The following is a 19,907-nucleotide window of genomic DNA, read 5'->3' on the forward strand; positions in this document are numbered from 1 at the left end:
GCATAATGGCGCGAATGGGGAAAATTCAAAAGCTTTCACTGGGCCTGGTAGGCCTTCTTCTCGGCGCCTCGCTGGTGGCCTGCGACGACGGCCGGGCCGGCGCGCAGGAGGCCGCGAAGCAGCTCGCGTCCGCGGTTGCCGCGCTCGACGTCGGAGCCGTGCCCTTTGAAGGCAAGGACTCCGCCGCGGCGAACGAGAAGCTCCACGAGGTCTTCAAGGGGCTGGACCCGGTCAGGCCGGCGGTCCAGAGCGGCGAACTCAAACTGGACGCCGCCACCGCGACCGTGCCCCTGGAGTACAGCTGGAAGATCGGCGCCGCCGAATGGAAGTACTCCGTCTCCGCCCAGCTGAAGAAGTCGGGCGACAAATGGCTCACCGTGTGGAGCCCGGGGTTGCTTGTGCCCGGACTGGCCGACACCGAAATCCTTGGCACCTCGACCGAGGCGCCGCAACGGGCCGAGATCCTGGGTGCCGCCGACGCAAAGCTGGTCACCTACCGGCCCGTGGTCCACGTCGGCATCGACAAGCCCCGGCTGGGTTCGGCCGACCCCGCCGCCTCCGCGGCCAAGCTCGCCCAGCTGGTGGGCGCCGATCCCGCCGCCTACACCCAGCAGGTCCAGGCAGCCGGCGCCGAGGCGTTTGTCACCGCCATCACCCTCCGCCAGGATGGCCGGACCATCACCGACGAGCAGATCGCCGCAGTGCCGGGCGCCCGCGCGATCGCCGATTCACTCCCCCTCGCGCCCTCCCGCACCTTTGCCCGCGCGCTGCTGGGCAGCGTGGGCGAGGCCAGCGCCGAACAGATCGAGAAATCCGGCGGTGCGCTCAAGGCCGGGGACAGCACGGGCACCGGCGGCCTGCAGCAGCAATACGATGCCCAGTTGCGCGGCACGGACGGCGTCCAGGTCTTTGCCCAGACCGCGGGCCTCACGGCGGAACAGCGCCAGGCCCAGCTCAACGGCGGCCGCCGTGTCCTCTTCCAGGAACCGATGAAACCCGGAACCCCGCTGAAGACGACCCTCGACCCGAAGCTGCAGCAGCTGGCCGAGGACACCCTGGCCAAGGTGGGCCCGGCGTCGGCCATCGTGGCGCTCCGGCCCTCCAGCGGAGCGGTGCTGGCCGCCGCTTCGGGGCCCGGCAGCAACGGCTATGACACGGCCATGCTTGGCCAGTACGCCCCAGGGTCCATCTTCAAGATCGTGGATTCGCTGGCTATGTTCCGCAACGGCATGACCCCGGACGCCACGGTGGACTGCCCGGCCACCCTCACGGTGGACGGCCGGACGTTCAAGAACGCCGAGGGCTACCCAGCATCCTCGCTGGGCTCGGTCACCCTGCGGGACGCCTTCGCGCACTCCTGCAACACCGCCTTCATCAACGCGCGGGAAAAGGTCAGCCAGGCCCAGCTGGAATCGGCGGCTACGTCCCTGGGGGTCGCCGTGGAGGCGCCCTCGCTGGGCGCCGCGGCCTTCCTGGGCTCGGTCCCGGGCGAGGCCGCCGGCACCGAGCACGCTGCCTCGATGATCGGCCAGGGCAAGGTGCTGATGTCACCGCTCGCCGCGGCCATCATGGCCGGCTCGGTGGCCAAGGGGGCCCCTGTCGCCCCCGTGCTGGTCCTGAACCCGAACGCCGCCGCGGCGGGAAGCCCCGCGCCGTCGGCCGGGGCCACCGCCGAGCCCTCGACGTCGGCCCCCGCCCCCGCAAAGTCCGCCGGCCCCCCGGTGACGGCCGCCGAAGCCGCCTCCCTGGCGGACATGATGCGCGCCGTGGTGACCTCCGGCCACGCGGGCTTCCTGGCCTCCGTGCCCGGCGCACCCGTGGGCGCCAAGACCGGCACCGCGGAATTCGGCAAGGAGAACCCGCCCAAGACCCATGCGTGGATCGTGGCCGTTCACGGGGACCTCGCGGTGGCCGTGTTCGTCGAGGACGGCGGCCTCGGCGCCACCACGTCCGGGCCGCTGCTCAAGGAGTTCCTCACCGCCGCCGGCTGAGGCAGGCGTTCCGCAGCCTTCGGCCGCACCGGCCGTGGGAGGATTGCAGTGTGGCTCATATTGACGTATCCGGCATCGACTACTTCCTCTCCGACGGCACCCAGCTGCTCAACGGGGTGACGTTCAAGGTCCCGGACGGCACGAAGACGGCGCTGATCGGGCCCAACGGAACCGGCAAGACGACGTTGTTCCGGATCATCTCCGGGGACCTCGTCCCGGACGAAGGCGTGATCGGCCGCTCCGGGAACATGGGCATCATGCGCCAGTTCGTCGGCCAGGTACGGGACGAATCGTGTGTCCGCGACCTGCTGGTCTCCGCCGCGCCGCCCGCGCTGGCGGCCGCCGCGCACGCCGTCGACGAAGCGGAACTGGCGATGATGGAGCACGACGACGAGCCCACCCAGATGGCCTATGCCCAGGCCATCGTCGACTGGGGCGACGCCGGCGGCTACGACGTCGAAACCGTCTGGGACGAGGTCTGCATGGCCGCCCTCGGCCTGCCCTTCGACCGCGCACAGCACCGCCCGGCGTCGAGCCTCTCCGGCGGCGAGCAGAAGCGCCTGGTGCTCGAGGCGCTGTTCGCCGGGCCGGACGAGCTGCTGCTCCTGGACGAGCCGGACAACTACCTCGACGTCCCGGGCAAGCGCTGGCTCGAGGCCAAGCTCAACGAGTCGAAAAAGACCGTGTTCTTCATCAGCCACGACCGCGAACTGCTCAACAACGCCGCGGGCCGCATCGTGACCCTGGAACCGGGCATCAACGGTGCCGGCGCCTGGGTCCACGGCGGCGGCTTCGGCTCCTACGTGGACGCCCGCGCGGACCGCAATGCCCGCTTCGACGAGCTCCGCAAGCGCTGGGACGAGGAGCACGTGAAGCTCAAGGAACTCGTCAACATGTACAAGAACAAGGCCGCGTTCCGCTCCGACATGGCCAACCGCTACCACGCGGCGCAGACCCGGCTGGCGAAATTCCTCGAAGCCGGCCCGCCCGAGGCGCTGCCGATCGAGCAGAACGTGAAAATGCGGCTCAAGGGCGGCCGCACCGCCAAGCGCGCCATCGTGGCGGAGAAGCTGGAGCTCACCGGGCTGATGAAGCCGTTCTCCACCGAGGTGTGGTTCGGCGACCGGGTCGGCGTGCTTGGCTCCAACGGCTCGGGAAAAAGCCACTTCCTGCGGCTGCTGGCCACCGGCGGCACCGATCCGGAACGCGAGCACCTGCCGGTCTCCGACGTCGAAATCGCCGAAGTCCCGCACGAGGGGACGGTAAAACTCGGGGCCCGGATCCGGCCCGGATTCTTCGCGCAGACCCACGTCCGGCCCGACCTGCTGGGCAAGACGCTGCTGGAGATCCTGCACCGCGGCGACGAACACCGCTCCGGGCTGGCCCGCGAGGCCGCCGCCGGCGCGCTGGACGGTTACGGCCTGGCGGGTCAGTCGGAGCAGAAGTACGAGTCCCTGTCCGGCGGGCAGCAGGCGAGGTTCCAGATCCTCCTGCTGCAGCTCTCCGGGGCCACCCTGCTGCTGCTCGACGAGCCCACGGACAACCTGGACCTGCACTCGGCCGAGGCCCTGGAACGGGCCATCGACCACTTCGAGGGAACGGTCCTGGCCGTCACCCACGACCGCTGGTTCGCCCGGACCTTCGACCGCTTCCTGGTCTTCGGCTCGGACGGCAAGGTCTACGAATCGGCCGAACCGGTCTGGGACGAAAAACGCGTCGAGCGTGCCCGCTGAGAGCCCACAACCCGGGAGCAGTGAACCCATGACCAGAACCGCCAGCGCACCGGAACTGAAGGCCGCCGCCGGGGCGACCTTCCTCGTTTTTGGCATCAACGGACTCGTCTTCGCCAGCTGGGCCGCCCGGATCCCGGCGGTGACCGAGATCCTGCACATCACCTCGGGACAGATGGGAACCCTGCTGCTGTGCGTCGCCGTGGGCTCTTTGATCGCGCTGCCCACCGCCGGGTTCGTGGTGGGGCGGCTCGGAACCGCCAACACCGTGCGCGCCGCCGGCCTGCTGGCCGCCGTCGCAGGTGCCGGCGTGGCGCTGTCCCTCGCCGGCGCAGCCGTTCCCGGAACGGCCGTCTCGCTCTTCTTCCTCGGCATCGGCATCGGCCTCTGGGACGTCTCCCAGAACATTGAAGGGGCCGACGTCGAACACCGCCTGGGGCGCACCATCATGCCGCAGTTCCACGCGGCCTTCAGCGGCGGCGCCTTCGTGGGTGCGCTGGTTGGTGCTGGACTGTCCAGCCTCGGCGTCGGGCTCCCGGCGCACCTGCTGGCCATTGCCGCCGTCGTCGCGGTCCTGACCACGCTGGCCCCGCGGTACTTCCTCCCGCACGCCCCGGAGCCGCGCCCGGCAGCCGGCGAAGCCGGGAAGCCACGGGCCGCTTCGGCCTGGCGGGACGGCCGCACCCTGCTGATCGGCGTCGTCGTCCTGGGCGCCACGTTGACCGAGGGTGCAGGCAACGACTGGATCGCCAAGGCCGCCGTGGACGGCCTGGGCGCCCAACAGTCCACCGGGGCCCTGCTCTTCGCGGCTTTTGTGCTGGCGATGACCGCCATGCGCTTTTTCGGCGGCCGCGCGATTGACGTGTACGGAAGGGTGACGGTGCTGCGCGCCAGCATGGCCGCCGCAGCTGCCGGACTGGGCTTCTTCGTTTTTGCCGGGAACATCTGGCTCGCCACCGCCGGCGCGGCGTTGTGGGGCGTTGGCGCCGCCCTCGCGTTTCCGATGGGGATGTCCGCCGCGGCCGACGACCCCAAGTACGCCGCGGCGCGCGTCTCGGTGGTTTCCACCATCGGGTACGTCGCGTTCCTCGCGGGACCGCCGCTCTTGGGCTACCTCGGCGACCTGACCGGGATCCGGCTGGCGCTGCTCGCTATCGGGGTGCCGATTCTGGGGGCGCTGCTGCTCGCCGGCGCCGCGAGGCCCTTGCGCGCCAGCTAAGCAGCCGCCTGGCGTCGGCGTTCTCCCTGATGCAGCTCTTTTGCCAGCCGAGCCAGAGCAGCAGCACCAGCGGCGCGGCGAGGCACAGCGCACCGACGGTGTCCGTCAGCCAATGCGCCGACAGGTACGTCCTGCTGATCATCATGGCCACGGTGCCGGCCCCGGCGACCAGCCAGACCCAGGCCTTCGCCATCAGAAGGGCCAGCACCAGGACGAAGGCCGTGGTCGAGGCGACGTGCCCAGAGGGGAAGGACCCCGTATCGGTCAGGACCACCGTGTTGTGCGGGCGTTCGCGCAGCAGGGTGGCCTTGAGGAGTTGGGTCAAAATTAGTACGGCCACCCCGGCCGCCGCGCTGAAGATGGCTGCCCGCGGCCGCCGTCGGACCAGAAGCGCCACAACCAGCAGCCCGTGGAGCAGCAGCACGCCGCGGTACCCGGCGATGTTCAGGAAGGCGTTGGTTCCGTCCCAGAAGGGGCTTCGCAGGCCGCTGATAAACCCGGCCCAGGCGTGGTCAAGGCCCAGAAACGGCGGGCTGGCGGCGTCGGCGAGCAGCAGGCCGCCCAACACCGCCGCGACGGTAAGCATTGCGGTGCAGGCCGCGAGGAGGCGGCCCGTGGGAACATGCCGGGGATCCAACACTCGGGTCATCGCCTCATCCTAGCGGCGCTCGGCAGTAGGCTGGGGAAATGCGAAGCATGCTGAGAAAAGCGCCTGGCCGGCTCGAAAAGTTGGACCGGAAACTGGTCGGGGCCGTCTCCCGGTTACCCGGCGGAGGCCACGATGACTTCTTCCGGCGGCTCTCGGCGGCCGCGAACAACGGCAAGCTCTGGTTCGGAATAGCCGCGGTGATGGCGCTCTTTCCCGGCAGGACCCGGCGGGCGGCACTGCACGGAGTGCTGGCGCAGGGCGTGGCCTCCGCGGTGACGAACCTGGTCTTCAAGGCGCTGCTGCCGCGGGCCAGACCGTTGCCCGAGCATCTCCCGGTCTTCCGCTTCGTCCACCCGCAGCCCACCAGTTCCTCCATGCCCTCGGGGCATTCCGCCTCCGCCGCTGCCTTCGCCCTCGGTGTGGGGCTGGTCCGGCCAGGGCTGGGCGCCGCGGTGGCGCCCGTCGCCGCCGGCGTTGCCTACTCCCGGGTCCACACCGGTGCGCACTGGCCCTCCGATGTCTTCTTCGGCACCGCGATCGGGGCGGGCGCGGCGCTCGTGACGCGCTCCTGGTGGCCGGTCCGGCCCCCGTTCCCCGCGGTCCGGCGCACCCCCGTTCCGGCGCCGGCGCTCCCCGACGGCGAGGGGCTCGGAATCGCAGTCAACACGCTGGGCGGCTCCTACGCCGAGGAAACAGCCGAAGCCCTGCAAGAAGTATTCCCAAAGGCGTATATAAAGGAGATCGGGCCGGATGAGGATGTCGCCGCGGAAATCGAGGCCGTGGCGACCCGGCCCGGCGTCGTCGCGCTCGGCGTCTGGGGCGGGGACGGGACGGTGGGCACCGCCGCCGCGGCCGCCGTCGAGCACTCGGTGCCGCTCCTGGTGCTGCCCGGCGGAACGCTGAACCACTTTGCCCGCGACGCCGGCACCCCCACCCTGCAGATCGCCGTTGACGCCGCAAGCAACGGGGAGGCGGCGCGGGCCGACATCGGCCACGTCGCGGTGGAACGGGGTTTGCCGGACAGCCCCGAGAAGCTAGAGATCACCATGCTGAACACCGCCAGCATCGGCCTCTACCCCAACCTCGTGCGGCGCCGGGAACAACTCCAGCCGGCCCTGGGGAAGCCGCTGGCCGGGGTCGTCGCCATGTTTCGGACCTTCGCCGCGGGCACCCCGAGCACACTGGTGGTGGACGGCGTGCGGCACAAGCTCTGGATCCTGTACGTCGGGCGCGGCCGCTATTATCCCCGCGACCATGCGCCGCTGGTCCGGCCGGTGCTCGACGACGGCGTGCTGGATCTGCGCATGATCACCGCGGACGAGTCGTTTGCGCGGCTGCGCCTGCTGTGGGCCGTACTGACCGGCACCGTGGCCACCTCGCGGATCACCCACCTGCGCGAAGCCAGCCGGATCCGGGTGGAACCGGGCGACTCGACGATGGTGCTGGCGGTGGACGGCGAAGTCATGCCCGCTGTCCGTGCCGTGGAGTTCTCGGTCAAGCACGGCGGCCTGGTGTATTACACGCCGCAACAGAACGACTGAGCGCGTGCCATTCCTTGGCAACCACCCTGATTCGCCCCTGAAACAACCCTGAGAACGGCGAATTTGCGGCATTGCCTCGGTAGCGTGGGGCGTACACAACCACACGCTACGCAAAGGAACGCTTCCATGATCGAAGCACGAGGCCTGACGAAGGTGTACGGCGAGAAGACTGCCGTCGCCGGAGTCAATTTTACCGTCGAGGCCGGGCGGGTCACCGGCTTCCTGGGCCCCAACGGCGCCGGCAAGTCCACCACCATGCGCATGATCATGGGACTGGACCGGCCGACGTCGGGATCGGTCACCGTCAATGGTGTGCCCTTCAACCGGCACCACGCCCCGTTGCGCGACGTCGGCGCCCTGCTGGACGCCAAGGCGGTCCACACCAGCCGCTCGGCGTACAACCACCTGCTCGCCATGGCCGCTACGCACGGCATCCCGAAGAAGCGCGTGCATGACGTCATCGAAATGACCGGGCTGGCCGAGGTGGCCCGGAAAAAGGTGGGCGGATTCTCCCTCGGCATGGGCCAGCGGCTGGGTATCGCCGCGGCGCTGCTGGGCGACCCCCAGACCGTCATCCTGGACGAGCCCGTCAACGGCCTCGACCCGGAAGGCGTGGTCTGGGTCCGCAACCTGGTCAAGTACCTCGCCTCCGAGGGCCGCACCGTGTTCCTCTCCAGCCACCTGATGAGCGAAATGGCCGTCACGGCGGACCACCTGATTGTGATCGGACGCGGCCGGATCATCGCTGACGCCCCGATTCAGGAGATCGTCAACGGCAAGGGGCAAGGCCGCACCCGGGTCCGCACCGACCAGCCTGACCACCTGATGCGCCTGCTGGCCGGCTCCGGTGTCTCGGTGGAGGTGCAGGACAACGAACTCCTGGAGGTCAAGGGGCTGGAACCGAAGCACATCGCCCGTACCGCCCTCGACAACCACGTCATGATCTACGAACTCACCCCGCTCCAGGCCAGCCTCGAGGAGGCCTACATGGAGCTGACGAAGGATGAGGTCGAATACCACTCGCTGATCACCACGGGCGCCAATGCCCCCGCCCAGACCGGAGGCCACTAAGCCATGAGCTCGACGACACTCGAACCCACCCCGTCCCGCCGCGGGGCGCAGTCCGGCGCCTCAAACAACCAGGCAACCGACCGGGCAGGCAATGGTCTCAGCACCGGCCCCGGACCGAGTTTCCCGCGGGTGCTTAACTCCGAATTCATCAAGTTCCGCACCCTGCTGTCCACGCTGATCCTGCTTGGCGCTACCATCGTGGTCATTGTGGGGGTCGGCGCCCTTGCCGCCTGGGGAATCGGCCAGGCGCTGCAGTCCTCCGGCGCCAACCCGCAGCGTGCCGCAGCATTGGCCGCCCAGGGCGACATTGCCGCCTCGGCGCCCAGCGCGGGCATCTCCTTCGCTCAGCTGATCCTCGGTTCGCTGGCCGTGCTGATCATCAGTTCGGAGTTCACCACGGGGATGGCCCGGTCCACGTTCACGGCCGTGCCGAAGAGGATCCCGGCTTACCTTGCCAAGCTCCTCATCGTTATCGTTGCGGCCTTCCTGGTCACCGCACTCTCGCTCTACCTCGCCGGACTCGTGGCGGTCCCGATCTTCGACCAGTACGGACACACCCTGGACGTCTCCAGCGGCCACTACTACCGCACCCTGCTGATCAACAGCGGCTACGTGGCCGCCGTGGCCGCGATCGGCATGGCCCTGGGCGCCCTGCTGCGCAACTCCGCCGGCGGCATCATGAGCCTGGTCGGGATCTTCTTTGTGCTGCCGATCGCGCTGCAGATCATCCAGGGCGACTTCGTCAAGGAACTCCGCAAGTTCATCCCGGACAACACGCTGGCCCCGATGACTGCCGCCGAGCACCTCCCCGACACCCTGGAGGCCTGGCAGGCCGCCCTGGTCCTTGGCGCGTGGGTGGTCGTCCCGGTGGTGCTGGCCGGCATCCTGCTCAAGAAGCGGGACGTCTAGTTGTACTGTCCCGGCACGTTAGTGACACGGGGACTGATTTGACGCAATAAGAGGACCTCCGGGTGTTGTGTGGTGCTTGTCGAGAGCGAACACAACCCAGGAGGTCCTCGTGTCCCACCGTAACGCGTTTTTGGCTCACTCGGGCCGTCTTCGGCTGGCTCGCTGCATCGTTGATGATGGTTGGCCGTTGCGCCGGGCGGCTGAACGGTTCAGTGTCTCCGTGCCGACGGCAGCCCGTTGGTCGCAGCGGTACCGTGATTTCGGCGAGGACGGGCTGGAAGACCGTTCAAGCCGACCGGCTGCCTGCCCGCACCGGACCCGGGTGCGATCCGAGCGGCGGGTGTTGGGTCTGCGGGTCAACAGGCGCTGGGGTCCGGCCCGGATCGCGTATCACCTGCACTTGAACATCTCCACTGTTCACCGGATCCTGGCTCGTTACCTCTGTCCCCCGCTGCGGTTCACCGATCCGGCCACCGGAGTCAGGACCCGGGGCCGGGACCGCGCCCGCCGATATGAATACGCCTGGCCCGGCGAGATGGTCCACATCGATGTCAAGAAGCTCGGCCGCATCCCCAACGGCGGCGGCCACCGGATCCACGGGCGCGTGCAGGGCGAGGCGAATGCCCGGGCCAGGAACCTCGCCGAAGGCCGCCGTAAAGACCGCGGGCAGGTCAGGGGCTACTCCTTTATTCATCACGCCGTCGATGACCATTCCCGGTTCGTCTACTCCGAGATCCTTCCCGACGAAACCCAAGCCACAGCGGCCTCATTCATGCGCAACGCCATCGCCGCTTTCCAAGCCCAAGGCGTTCGGATCAGGCGGGTGATGACCGACAACGGCTCCTGCTACCGGTCCAGAGCTTTCGGCAAAGTCCTTGCCGAGGCCGGCATCAGCCACAAACGCACCCGGCCCTACCGACCCCAGACAAACGGCAAGGTCGAACGCTTCAACCGAATCCTCAAAGAGGAATGGGCCTACGCCAGGGCCTACCGCTCAGAAACGGAACGCCAAGCCTGTTACCAGGACTTCATCGACTACTACAATCACCACAGGCCACACACCGCCCTCAAAGGCGCCTCACCCGCCAGCCGTGTCACTAACGTGCCGGGTTAGTACATCTAGTCCGTAGTTATGGGGGCGCGCCGGCCGGCTGGCGCGCCCCCGGGCCCTGCCCCAAAAGGCCCCGAAACAGTGGTTTCCGGCACATTGCGGAATTGCCGGTGAGGCATCAGGCTTTGCCGCGGAGGCCCTCCCACTGGAGATCTGCCCCAAAACGTCTGGCGTAATCTGTGGGATTGCACAGAACATCGCGTTTCCATTGCCGTCTAGGGTGAAACGACACTGTGGTCCACTGCACATCCGCCCCGGGCATCGCCTGGCGCGGGTGACGGACCGACACCACCCACGAAGGACGGCGCTTAATGCAGGCTGACCAGCAACTCTCCAAATCCCTGAAACCACGGCATCTGTCCATGATCGCCATCGCCGGCGTCATCGGGGCCGGGCTCTTCGTCGGCTCCGGCGCAGCGATCCAGCAGGCCGGCCCCGGCATCCTCGTCGCCTACCTTGCCGCCGGCCTCGTCGTCATCCTCGTCATGCGCATGCTCGGCGAAATGGCGGCAGCCAATCCCGAAACCGGTTCCTTCTCGACCTACGCCGATAAAGCCCTTGGCCGCTGGGCCGGTTTCAGCATCGGCTGGCTCTATGCCTGGTTCTGGATCATCGTGCTCGGCATTGAGGCCACGGCGGGAGCGGCCATCATGCACCGCTGGGTGCCCGGCATCGACCAGTGGGTGTGGGCGCTGGCCCTCATGGTGCTGCTGACCCTGACCAACCTCGGCTCGGTGAAATCCTACGGCGAATTCGAGTTCTGGTTCGCCTCCATCAAGGTCGCCGCGATCGTGCTGTTCCTGCTCTTCGGCGCCGCCGCCATCCTCGGCCTGATCCCCGGTGTCCCGGCCCCCGGCCTGGACAACCTGGTGGGCAGGGGCGGCTTTATGCCCAACGGCCCCGGCGCCGTGCTCGCCGGCATCCTCGTGGTCGTGTTCTCCTTCTTCGGCGCCGAAATCGCCACGATTGCCGCCGGTGAATCCGAGAACCCGGTCGATGCCGTCAAGAAAGCCGTGAAATCCACGGTCTGGCGCATCCTGGTGTTCTACATCGGCTCGATCGCCATCGTGGTGACCCTGCTGCCGTGGAATTCCGCCTCCGTGGCGAAGAGCCCCTACGTCGCCGTGATCGAACTCTTCGGCATCCCGGGCGCCGGAACCATCATGGACATCGTGGTGCTGACCTCCGTGCTGTCCTGCCTCAACTCCGGCCTCTACACCGCCAGCCGGATGCTCTTCTCCCTGTCCCGCCGCGGCGATGCGCCCCGCTCCTGGATGCGGATCTCCAGGCGCGGCGTCCCGGCCGCCGCTGTGCTCGCCTCGACCGTGGTCGGCTTCATCACCGTGGGCCTGAACTACATCGCCCCGGACACCGTCTTCCTGTTCCTGGTCAACACGTCGGGAGCCATCGCCCTGTTCGTCTGGCTGGTCATTTCGGTGTCCCAGCTGATCCTGCGCCGCCGGATGGGCACCGCGGCCCGGGAACTGCAACTGAAGATGTGGCTCTTCCCGTACCTGACCTGGGTCGCGATTGTCAGCATCGTCGCCCTGCTGGTGGGCATGGTGGTACTCGATTCCACCCGGGAATCGCTGCTGCTCTCGCTGGCGCTGGCCGCCGTCGTGGTCGGAATCGGGCTCTGGCGCTACCGCAAGCACAGCACCCCCCCTTCTGACCAGCCCGGGCCGAGCCCCGCCGCCGAAGCCCCCAGCGAGGAAGCCACCGCCGGCGTCGGCCCGGCCTAAGGTCCGCCGGACATGCCGCGCCACCGGACATGCCCCACGCCGGGGGCCGCGGATGGACATATTGCCTTTATGCCCATCGGCGGCCGCCACGGGAGGGCATGTCCGGTGATCGGCGGCCACAGGGCGGCCACAGCAACGCCCTAGCCACGGCACAGCGCCGCGCGGTTGCATGGGGGCATGGACACCTCGACGCCGCCCCCGCACGAACCGCACCCCAACCACGACCGCGGCCTGGAATTCGACCTCGGAACGCTGATGAGCCGCCGCTCGCTGGGCATATTCCTGGGCGCAGGCACCGCGGCGGCCCTCGCCGCCTGCACCCCTGGCGGTTCCCCGGCCGACGGCGCCTCCTCCACGGGTGCCGCGCCCCCGGCGGCCGCATCGGCGTCGGGTTCGACGGCGGCGGCTTCAGGCGCGGCCTCCGCCGCACCCACCCTGACCCGCGCCATCGCCGAATGCGGCGTCGAGATCCCGAGGGAAACGGCCGGACCGTTCCCCGGCGACGGATCCAACGGGCCGAACGCCCTGGCGGCATCCGGGGTGGTCCGGAAGGACATCACCGCCAGCTTCGGCACCTCGTCCACCAAGGCCGACGGCGTGCCCCTGACCGTCACACTTACCCTGCTCGACAACGCCAAGGGCTGCGCACCGCTGGCCGGCGCCGCCGTCTACGCCTGGCACTGCGACAAGGACGGAAAGTACTCGATGTACGACGCCGGACTGAAGAACGAGAACTACCTCCGCGGCGTCCAGGAGGCGGATGCCAACGGGCAGGTCACCTTCACCACCATCTTCCCGGGCGCCTACAGCGGACGCTGGCCGCACATCCATTTCGAAGTCTTCGAGTCCATGAGCAACGCCACCTCGGCCGGACAGATCCTCACCGTCTCGCAAATCGCCCTGACCGACGCCGCCTGCAGGGACGTCTACGCCTCGGCCGGCTACGAATCGAGTGCCCGAAACTTCCCGCGGACCACGCTGAAGTCGGACAACGTCTTTGGCAACGACGGCGGGATCTACCAGCTGGCCACCATGGCCGGTTCGGTGACCGGCGGGTACACGGCCGGACTCAACGTCACGGTCTAGCGCCGGCGCTAGACTCGGAGCCATGCCTTCCTCCGCCACAGCCGCAGACCATATCCAGGACCTCGGCGCGTACGTCAGCGCATCGCCCTCGAGCTTCCATGCCGTCCACGAGGCCGCCCGCCGGCTGGACAACGCGGGATTCACCGGCCTCGACGAGCTGCAGCCCTGGGACGGCGCGGCAGCCGCGGGTTCCGCCGGCAGGTTCTACGTGGTCCGCGACGGCGCCCTCATCGCCTGGGTAACGCCGACGGGAGCTGGACCCGCCACCGGCTTCAACATCCTCGGCGCGCACACCGATTCGCCTTCTTTCAAACTCAAGCCCAAGGCCACCACCGGCAAGTTCGGCTGGCTGCAGGCCGGGGTCGAGGTCTACGGCGGCCCGCTGCTCAACTCCTGGCTTGACCGCGAACTGCAGCTCGCCGGGCGCCTGGTGATGCGCGACGGCACCCAGCACCTCACCGCCACCGGGCCGCTGTTGCGCTTCCCCCAGCTGGCCATCCACCTGGACCGCGCCGTGAACGACGGCCTGGCCCTGGACAAGCAACAGCACATGAACCCGGTCTTCGGCCTCGGCGACCCCGCCGGCGCGGACCTCCTGGGCCTCCTCGCGGACCGGGTCCCCGGTGCCGCCGTGGATCCGGGGCAGATCGGCGGCTACGACATCGTCATCGCGGACACCCAGGCGCCGGCCGTGTTCGGTGCCCGCGGCGAGTTCTTCGCCTCGGGCCGGCTGGACAACCTCTCCGCCACGCACGCCGGGCTCGCCGCGCTCATCGGGCACGCGTCCGGACCGGTGCCGGCCGACGGGCCGATCGCCGTGCTGGCCGCCTTCGACCACGAGGAAATCGGCTCCGCCTCGCGCTCGGGGGCCTGCGGACCCGTCCTGGAGGACATCCTGGTCCGCATCTCCGACGGGCTCGGGGCGACGGCGAGCCAGCGGCGGCAGGCGTTCGCGGCGTCGTTCTGTGTGTCCGCCGACGCCGGGCACGCCGTGCACCCCAACTACCCGGAGCGCCACGACCCGGCCAACCGGCCCGTCCTGAACGGCGGCCCGCTACTGAAGATCAACGCCAACCAGCGCTACGCCACCGACGCCGCCGGCGCGGCACTCTGGGCCGGGCTCTGCGCCGACGCCGGGATCCCCTACCAGGAGTTCGTCTCCAACAACGTGATGCCCTGCGGGTCGACGATCGGTCCCCTGACCGCCACCCGGCTCGGGATCCGGACGGTCGACGTCGGCGTTCCGCTGTTGTCGATGCACTCGGCCCGCGAGCTCTGCGGCGTCGAGGACCCGCACCGGCTGGCGCTGGTCACCGAACTGTTCTTCCGCACCGCCTCCCACCCGGTCCCCCGGGCCGTCTCCTAGGAGCTGGCGAGGCCGATCACGAGGTTGATGGTCGCGGCCAGGATGACCGTGCCAAACAGGTAGGACAGCAGGCTGTGCTTGAGGGCCTCGGCGCGGATCGCATGGTTTTTCAGGGCCGTGTCAGACACCTGGTAAGTCATCCCCAGGCTCGTGGCGAGGTAGGCGAAGTCGGTGTACTGGGGCGGTTCGTCCTGGTTGAAATCGATGCCGCCCACCGCGGCCCCCGCCTTCGGCGCGGTGCTGTAGTAGAGCCCGGCGTACCGGACGGTAAAAAGCGTCTGCACCAGCATCCAGGCCAGCGCGACGGATGCGAGGGCCAGCAGGCCGCCGCCGAGCCGCGATCCGCCGTCGTTGCTGCTGTGCGAATCGAGCACGACGGCGGCCACGGCCGCGAGGCTGGCGACGTTGGCGGCCAGGATCATCAGGTCCGTGACGCTGCGGGACGGATCCTCCGAGGTGGCGTGCGCCCGGGTGCCGGCGGCGTCCAGCGGGCCGATCACGATCCACACCCACACCACATAGGTCAGCGCGGCGCTGCTCCAGCCCACGGCCGGGGCCTCCACCCAGCGCCCGGCGAGCCCCGAAGCGCCGGCGGCCAGCAGCCCGGCAAGCACCATCACGGCGAAGCGCAGCCGGCTGCGGTGGATCGTCGTTGCCGTGGAACGGGAGGGCGAACCAGTACTCATGCCCCGATCATGGCACACGCACCCGGGAGGTTATCCACATGCCTCCGGGGGCGCTTCCGCCGCCGCCGCCGGTGACCTACGGTGGCAGAATAAGAAATCGCCGAAATCCGCCCGGATGCACTAAGCTATTGAAGTCTGTGCTGCGCCCTGCCTCCGTTCCGGGGGCTATGTGCCGCACAAGCACCGCAAATGAACCTCCTGTTACGGAAATGCCGTAACCGCTTAGCCCAAAGGAGGTGGGTTCACATATGCGTCCTTACGAATTGATGGTAATCATCGACCCCGAGGTCGAAGAGCGTACCGTTGAGCCGTCGCTTCAGAAGTTCCTGAACGTCATCACCAACGATGGTGGAACCATCGAAAAGGTTGACATCTGGGGCCGTCGTCGACTGGCTTACGAAATCCAGAAGAAGTCCGAAGGTATCTACGCCGTGGTGAACTTCACCGCCGCGCCGGCTACCGCCAAGGAACTTGACCGCCAGCTGAGTCTCAACGAGACCATCATGCGCACCAAGATCACCCGCCCCGAAGAGCAGAAGGTTGTTGCTGAGTAATCAGCTCCACCCCTCAATCTTTAACCCCGCAGGAACGAACAAGGAGGCAGTAGATGGCAGGCGAAACCACTATTACGGTCATCGGTAATCTCACCAATGATCCCGAACTGAGGTTCACACCGTCAGGTTCGGCAGTAGCTAACTTCACCATCGCGTCTACTCCCCGCACCTTCGACCGCCAGTCCAATGAGTGGAAGGACGGGGAAACCCTGTTCCTCCGCGCGTCGGTATGGCGCGAAGCAGCCGAAAATGTCGCGGAGTCCCTCACCAAGGGCATGCGCGTGATCGTTTCCGGCCGCCTGAAGAGCCGTTCCTACGAAACCAAGGAAGGCGAGAAGCGCACCGTTATCGAACTTGAGGTCGACGAGATCGGCCCCAGCCTGCGCTACGCCAACGCCAAGGTCAACCGTACCCAGCGCTCCGGCGGTCAGGGTGGTCAGGGCGGCTTCGGCGGCGGCAACAGCGGCGGTTTCGGTGGCAACTCTGGTGGAAACCAGGGCGGCAACTCCGGCGGAAGCTGGGGCGGCAACCAGCCCGCGCAGCAGGATGATCCCTGGGCCACGCCCGGGGTCAGCAATGCAGGCGGCGGCTGGGGCAACGGCCCGGATTCCGAACCTCCCTTCTAAACAACATCTAAGGTCCGACGTCGGGACCCGCGAGGCAGCCGCACGGCAGCCACGCGACGACCGCCGCGGATCACCACCATCCCGTGGATCAATATCCACGGGCTCCATCGAATAGGAGCTCCACGATGGCTAAGGCTGAACTCCGTAAGCCCAAACCAAAGTCCAACCCCTTGAAGGCCGCTGACATCACTGTCATCGACTACAAGGACGTAGCATTGCTGCGCAAGTTCATCTCCGACCGCGGAAAGATCCGCGCCCGTCGCGTCACTGGCGTCACGGTGCAGGAACAGCGCAAGATCGCCCAGGCAATCAAGAACGCCCGCGAAGTTGCTCTGCTGCCTTACTCCGGCGCTGGCCGCGGCTAAGGAAGGGATTAACTAACATGGCAAAGCTCATTCTGACCCACGAAGTAACCGGTCTCGGTGCTGCTGGCGACGTTGTCGAGGTCAAGGACGGTTACGCACGTAACTACCTGCTGCCCCGCAACTTCGCCCTGACCTGGTCGAAGGGTGGCGAGAAGCAGGTTGAGTCCATCAAGGCTGCCCGTGCCGCCCGCGAGCACGCTTCCCTGGAAGACGCTCAGAAGCAGGCCGCTGCGCTGCAGGCCAAGCCGGTCAAGCTCGTTGTCAAGGCTGGCGAGACCGGACGCCTGTTCGGCACCGTCAAGCAGGGCGACGTGGCCGACGCTGTTGAGGCCGCAGGCCTTGGCCGCATCGACAAGCGCAAGGTTGAACTGCCGGCTCACATCAAGTCGACCGGTTCCTACCAGGCCAACGTCCGTCTTCACGACGACGTTTCCGCTGTGATCGAGCTCGACGTCGTTGCAGGGAAGTAGTCTTTTCGACTGACTGAACTGCACAGGATGCCCCCGCCTCCGGATTCCTATGGGAACCGGACGCGGGGGCTTTCCGCCTTAAATCCGGCGCCGCAACCGGCCGGACCTAGCCGTGGTGCAGCTCCTTGGTGACGTGCCGGTAGCCGAGCCGGACCAGGTCGGCGAGCACGGCCTCGTCGACGTCGTCGAGCTTGTTGACGTACAGGCAGCCGGTGCCGGTCTTGTGTTTGCCCAGCCTGCCGAGCAGTTCGGCGGCCTCCGGGCCGGACGTGAGGCCGTAGAGCGACAGGCTGGATTTCCTGGGGGAGAACCCGACTGCGGCGGCGTCGCCCTCCCTGCCGCTGGCGTACTTGTAGTGGTAGTGGCCGAAGCCCACAATCGTCGGACCCCACATTTGGGCCGGTTCCCCCGTGATTTCGGACATAAGCGCCAGCAAGCGTAATCCGTCGTTGCGCCGCACCGGGTGATCGACGGCGGCGAGGAACTCCTCCACGGACGCGCCCGTTGCCTGCGTTTTGTTTTCGGCCATGACGGCAGTCTGGCAGATGCGGGCTGTTGCTGTCAGCCGCGCCGTCCGCCTCAGCGGCCGCCGGTGATAGCCTGCTGCGGTGAACGCCATGCCCGCAGCGCCCCGCCTCCGCCCCTTCGCCCAGGTGGATGTTTTTACCGATGTGCCCTACCGGGGCAACCCGCTGGCGGTCGTCGTCGACGCCGAGGGCCTCGACGGCGGGACCATGCAGCAGTTCGCCAACTGGACCAACCTCTCCGAGACCACCTTCCTGCTCCCGCCCACGCGTCCGGAGGCCGACTACCGGGTGCGGATCTTCACCGGCAGCGAGGAGTTTCCCTTTGCCGGCCACCCCACCCTCGGCTCGGCGCATGCCTGGCTGGAGGCCGGCGGCGTCCCCGGCCGGGACGGCGTCCTGGTCCAGGAATGCGCGGCCGGGCTGGTCAGGGTAAAAAGCGACGGCGCCCGGCTGGCCTTCGCGGCCCCGCCGTTGACCCGGACGGGTGCCGTGGCGGAGGAGGATCTGGTTCATGTCGCCGCCGGGCTTGGGCTGCCCCGGGAAGCACTGTTAGACGCCTCGTGGCTGGTCAACGGCCCGGAATGGATCGGCGTGCTGCTCGAGTCCGCCGAACAAGTGCTGGCCATCAGGCCGGACTACCCCGCGATGTCGGGGCTCAAGGTGGGGGTGATCGGCCCGCGCCCGGGAGGATCCGCCGTTGATTTTGAGGTGCGCACCTTCATTCCCGGGGACGCGGCTGCGGAGGACCCCGTCACCGTCAGCTTCCACGCCGGGGTCGCGCAGTGGCTGATCCGCAGCGGACGGGCCCCCGAGTCGTACCTCGCGGCGCAGGGAACGGTGCTGGGCCGGTGCGGCCGGGTCCACGTCGACGCCCTGGGGGACGACGTCTGGATCGGCGGCAGCTCGGTCAGCTGCATCGAGGGGTTTGTCCTGCTCTGACCCGGCCGGGGGACGGGAATAAACGGGTGATGCCGCCGCTTCTACAGGTAGATGCAAATGCATGTAGTGGCATTGCAGAGCTGGATTCGAACTAGGAGCACACCGTGGAAACCCGCCGTATCACCGTTCTCTCCGCCGGACTCGGCGTCCCGTCGTCGAGCCGCCTGCTGGCGGACCAGCTGGCGGCCTCAGCCGAGCGCCAGCTGACCAACGCGGGCTACGCCGTGACGGTCGGCGTCGTCGAACTGCGGGATCTGGCCGTTGAGATCGCCAATAACTTCGTGACCGGCTACGCGGCGCCGCGCCTGGCCGAGGTGATTGCCGGGGTGGAGGCTTCCGACGGCATCATCGCCGTCAGCCCGGTCTTCAGCGCGTCCTACAGCGGATTGTTCAAGTCGTTCATCGACGTGCTGGACCCCAAGTCCCTGGACGGCAAGGCCGTGTTGCTCGGCGCCACCGGCGGCACCGACCGGCATCAGATGGTGCTGGACTACGCGATGCGCCCGCTCTTCAGCTACCTGCGCACCCGGACCGCCGCCACCGGCGTCTTCGCCGGCCCCCAGGACTGGGGAACGACCGGCGACGGCGGCACCCCGCTTTCGGCGAGGATCGAGCGGGCGGCGGGGGAGTTCACGCGCCTGCTCGACGGTGCCCAGCCGCGGCAGCAGCAGGGGCCGCTGGAGTCACTGCCGTTCGAGCAGTTGCTCGCCGGCATCTCCGCCGGTAACTAGCGCGGTACCGGCCGGTCATTCTTCGAGCAGCGCGATGAACTCGCGGGCCTGCTTCAGTGAAATGTCCGAGTGCCGGGTCAGCGCGGCCGCCGCGCCCTCGGTGTCTCCGCTCCTGGCCAGCGTGCGGATCCGGCCGTAAATCTCGTCGTTGAGCATGTTGCTGCTGACCTCGCGGGTGATCTCTCCCTTGCTCGCAATCGCCCGGTACCGGTAGGGGAAGCGCTGCGGCGCGTCCTCGTCGTCGTCGTGGGCGGGCTGCTCGGGCGCCTGCCGGGGCCGGTACGGCTGCGGGTGGGCGGCCAGGGCTCCAACCGCGTCCCGGGAGGCGCGGAGGCCCTCGCCGGTGGCTTCCAAGTAGAGCTTGATGGCTGCCATGGCTTGGCCCTGCGCGATCAGGGCATACAGCCGGCGGTGCTGCTCCTGATCCAGCTTCGCCGCGGCCGTGCGGGCAAGCTCCGCCGAATTGCGGATGGGCTGCGGGGCCTCGTCCGTCCGGGCGGCCGGACGGCGGCGCCCCATGGCACGGGCGGCCAGGACGACGGCGACGCCCGCGAGCACGAGGATCAGGAGGGGGACGAGCAGGGCTTCCATGGA

General features: G+C 68.4%; 20 protein-coding genes. 16 read left to right on the forward strand and 4 right to left on the reverse strand.

Annotation, left to right across the window (positions count from 1 at the left end; genetic code table 11):
- Positions 1 to 14: 14 nt before the first annotated feature.
- Genes ACZ5Z0_RS09685 through ACZ5Z0_RS09695 form a run of 3 tightly spaced genes read left to right on the forward strand, consistent with a single transcriptional unit; the run spans position 15 to position 4,940 of the window.
- Complete coding sequence (locus ACZ5Z0_RS09685) at positions 15 to 1,991, forward strand: penicillin-binding transpeptidase domain-containing protein (RefSeq protein ID WP_464108226.1); 1,977 nt, start codon at positions 15 to 17, stop codon at positions 1,989 to 1,991.
- A 50-nt stretch (positions 1,992 to 2,041) separates the two neighbouring features.
- The gene (locus ACZ5Z0_RS09690) at positions 2,042 to 3,724 is read left to right on the forward strand and encodes an ABC-F family ATP-binding cassette domain-containing protein (RefSeq protein ID WP_464108227.1); all 1,683 of its coding nucleotides are present in this window, start codon (positions 2,042 to 2,044) and stop codon (positions 3,722 to 3,724) included.
- A gap of 28 nt (positions 3,725 to 3,752) precedes the next feature.
- Positions 3,753 to 4,940: an MFS transporter gene (locus ACZ5Z0_RS09695; protein WP_464108228.1), complete on the forward strand. Its 1,188-nt coding sequence runs from the start codon at positions 3,753 to 3,755 to the stop codon at positions 4,938 to 4,940.
- Here the strand turns inward: ACZ5Z0_RS09695 and ACZ5Z0_RS09700 are convergent.
- Entirely contained in the window at positions 4,873 to 5,589 is a 717-nt protein-coding gene (locus ACZ5Z0_RS09700; protein ID WP_464108229.1) for a phosphatase PAP2 family protein, read from the reverse strand. The genes ACZ5Z0_RS09695 and ACZ5Z0_RS09700 overlap by 68 nt on opposite strands.
- 38 nt (positions 5,590 to 5,627) lie before the next feature.
- Between ACZ5Z0_RS09700 and ACZ5Z0_RS09705 the strand changes: the two genes are divergently transcribed.
- From ACZ5Z0_RS09705 to ACZ5Z0_RS09735, 7 genes are all read left to right on the forward strand, one after another.
- Positions 5,628 to 7,130 carry a bifunctional phosphatase PAP2/diacylglycerol kinase family protein gene (locus ACZ5Z0_RS09705; protein ID WP_464108230.1) on the forward strand — a complete coding sequence of 501 codons (1,503 nt, stop codon included), beginning with the start codon at positions 5,628 to 5,630 and terminating at the stop codon, positions 7,128 to 7,130.
- 126 nt (positions 7,131 to 7,256) lie between these two features.
- The gene (locus tag ACZ5Z0_RS09710; RefSeq protein WP_464108231.1) at positions 7,257 to 8,201 is read left to right on the forward strand and encodes an ABC transporter ATP-binding protein; all 945 of its coding nucleotides are present in this window, start codon (positions 7,257 to 7,259) and stop codon (positions 8,199 to 8,201) included.
- Positions 8,202 to 8,204: 3 nt separating this feature from the next.
- Positions 8,205 to 9,110, forward strand: coding sequence for an ABC-2 transporter permease (locus ACZ5Z0_RS09715; protein WP_464108232.1), 906 nt, complete (start codon positions 8,205 to 8,207; stop codon positions 9,108 to 9,110).
- 109 nt (positions 9,111 to 9,219) lie between these two features.
- The gene (locus ACZ5Z0_RS09720; RefSeq protein WP_464108233.1) at positions 9,220 to 10,224 is read left to right on the forward strand and encodes an IS481 family transposase; all 1,005 of its coding nucleotides are present in this window, start codon (positions 9,220 to 9,222) and stop codon (positions 10,222 to 10,224) included.
- A gap of 308 nt (positions 10,225 to 10,532) precedes the next feature.
- Positions 10,533 to 11,963 (forward strand): amino acid permease, encoded by a 1,431-nt coding sequence (locus tag ACZ5Z0_RS09725; protein ID WP_464108234.1) that lies wholly within the window; start codon positions 10,533 to 10,535, stop codon positions 11,961 to 11,963.
- A 177-nt stretch (positions 11,964 to 12,140) separates the two neighbouring features.
- The gene (locus ACZ5Z0_RS09730; protein WP_464108235.1) at positions 12,141 to 13,049 is read left to right on the forward strand and encodes an intradiol ring-cleavage dioxygenase; all 909 of its coding nucleotides are present in this window, start codon (positions 12,141 to 12,143) and stop codon (positions 13,047 to 13,049) included.
- 22 nt (positions 13,050 to 13,071) lie between these two features.
- A complete protein-coding gene (locus tag ACZ5Z0_RS09735) occupies positions 13,072 to 14,415 on the forward strand; it encodes a M18 family aminopeptidase (protein WP_464108236.1) in 1,344 nt (447 codons plus the stop codon).
- Here ACZ5Z0_RS09735 and ACZ5Z0_RS09740 read toward each other — a convergent pair.
- Positions 14,412 to 15,101 (reverse strand): DUF1345 domain-containing protein, encoded by a 690-nt coding sequence (locus ACZ5Z0_RS09740; RefSeq protein WP_464108237.1) that lies wholly within the window; start codon positions 15,099 to 15,101, stop codon positions 14,412 to 14,414. The genes ACZ5Z0_RS09735 and ACZ5Z0_RS09740 overlap by 4 nt on opposite strands.
- Positions 15,102 to 15,349: 248 nt before the next feature.
- On the opposite strand from ACZ5Z0_RS09740, the gene rpsF reads away from it, so the two are divergent.
- The 4 genes from rpsF to rplI all read left to right on the forward strand — a co-directional run bounded on the left by rpsF (position 15,350) and on the right by rplI (position 17,116).
- Positions 15,350 to 15,655 carry a 30S ribosomal protein S6 gene (rpsF, locus tag ACZ5Z0_RS09745; RefSeq protein WP_307033447.1) on the forward strand — a complete coding sequence of 102 codons (306 nt, stop codon included), beginning with the start codon at positions 15,350 to 15,352 and terminating at the stop codon, positions 15,653 to 15,655.
- Between the two features lie 53 nt (positions 15,656 to 15,708).
- Positions 15,709 to 16,281, forward strand: a complete 573-nt coding sequence (locus ACZ5Z0_RS09750; protein ID WP_146336250.1) for a single-stranded DNA-binding protein — start codon at positions 15,709 to 15,711, stop codon at positions 16,279 to 16,281.
- 125 nt (positions 16,282 to 16,406) lie between these two features.
- The gene (gene rpsR, locus ACZ5Z0_RS09755) at positions 16,407 to 16,646 is read left to right on the forward strand and encodes a 30S ribosomal protein S18 (protein WP_003800144.1); all 240 of its coding nucleotides are present in this window, start codon (positions 16,407 to 16,409) and stop codon (positions 16,644 to 16,646) included.
- 17 nt (positions 16,647 to 16,663) lie between these two features.
- Positions 16,664 to 17,116: a 50S ribosomal protein L9 gene (rplI, locus tag ACZ5Z0_RS09760; RefSeq protein ID WP_056736830.1), complete on the forward strand. Its 453-nt coding sequence runs from the start codon at positions 16,664 to 16,666 to the stop codon at positions 17,114 to 17,116.
- Between the two features lie 106 nt (positions 17,117 to 17,222).
- Here the strand turns inward: rplI and ACZ5Z0_RS09765 are convergent, their stop codons facing one another.
- Positions 17,223 to 17,645, reverse strand: coding sequence for a DUF1801 domain-containing protein (locus ACZ5Z0_RS09765; protein ID WP_464108238.1), 423 nt, complete (start codon positions 17,643 to 17,645; stop codon positions 17,223 to 17,225).
- Positions 17,646 to 17,733: 88 nt separating this feature from the next.
- Here ACZ5Z0_RS09765 and ACZ5Z0_RS09770 point away from each other — a divergent pair, with 88 nt between their 5' ends.
- A complete protein-coding gene (locus ACZ5Z0_RS09770; protein ID WP_464110762.1) occupies positions 17,734 to 18,582 on the forward strand; it encodes a PhzF family phenazine biosynthesis protein in 849 nt (282 codons plus the stop codon).
- Between the two features lie 104 nt (positions 18,583 to 18,686).
- On the forward strand, positions 18,687 to 19,313 hold the full coding sequence (locus ACZ5Z0_RS09775) for an FMN reductase (protein WP_464108239.1): 627 nt from the start codon (positions 18,687 to 18,689) through the stop codon (positions 19,311 to 19,313).
- A 15-nt stretch (positions 19,314 to 19,328) separates the two neighbouring features.
- On the opposite strand, the gene ACZ5Z0_RS09780 is transcribed toward ACZ5Z0_RS09775, so the two are convergent.
- On the reverse strand, positions 19,329 to 19,904 hold the full coding sequence (locus tag ACZ5Z0_RS09780) for a hypothetical protein (protein ID WP_464108240.1): 576 nt from the start codon (positions 19,902 to 19,904) through the stop codon (positions 19,329 to 19,331).
- Positions 19,905 to 19,907: the final 3 nt, after the last annotated feature.

The sequence above is a fragment of the Arthrobacter sp. T2-23 genome (assembly GCF_055398325.1).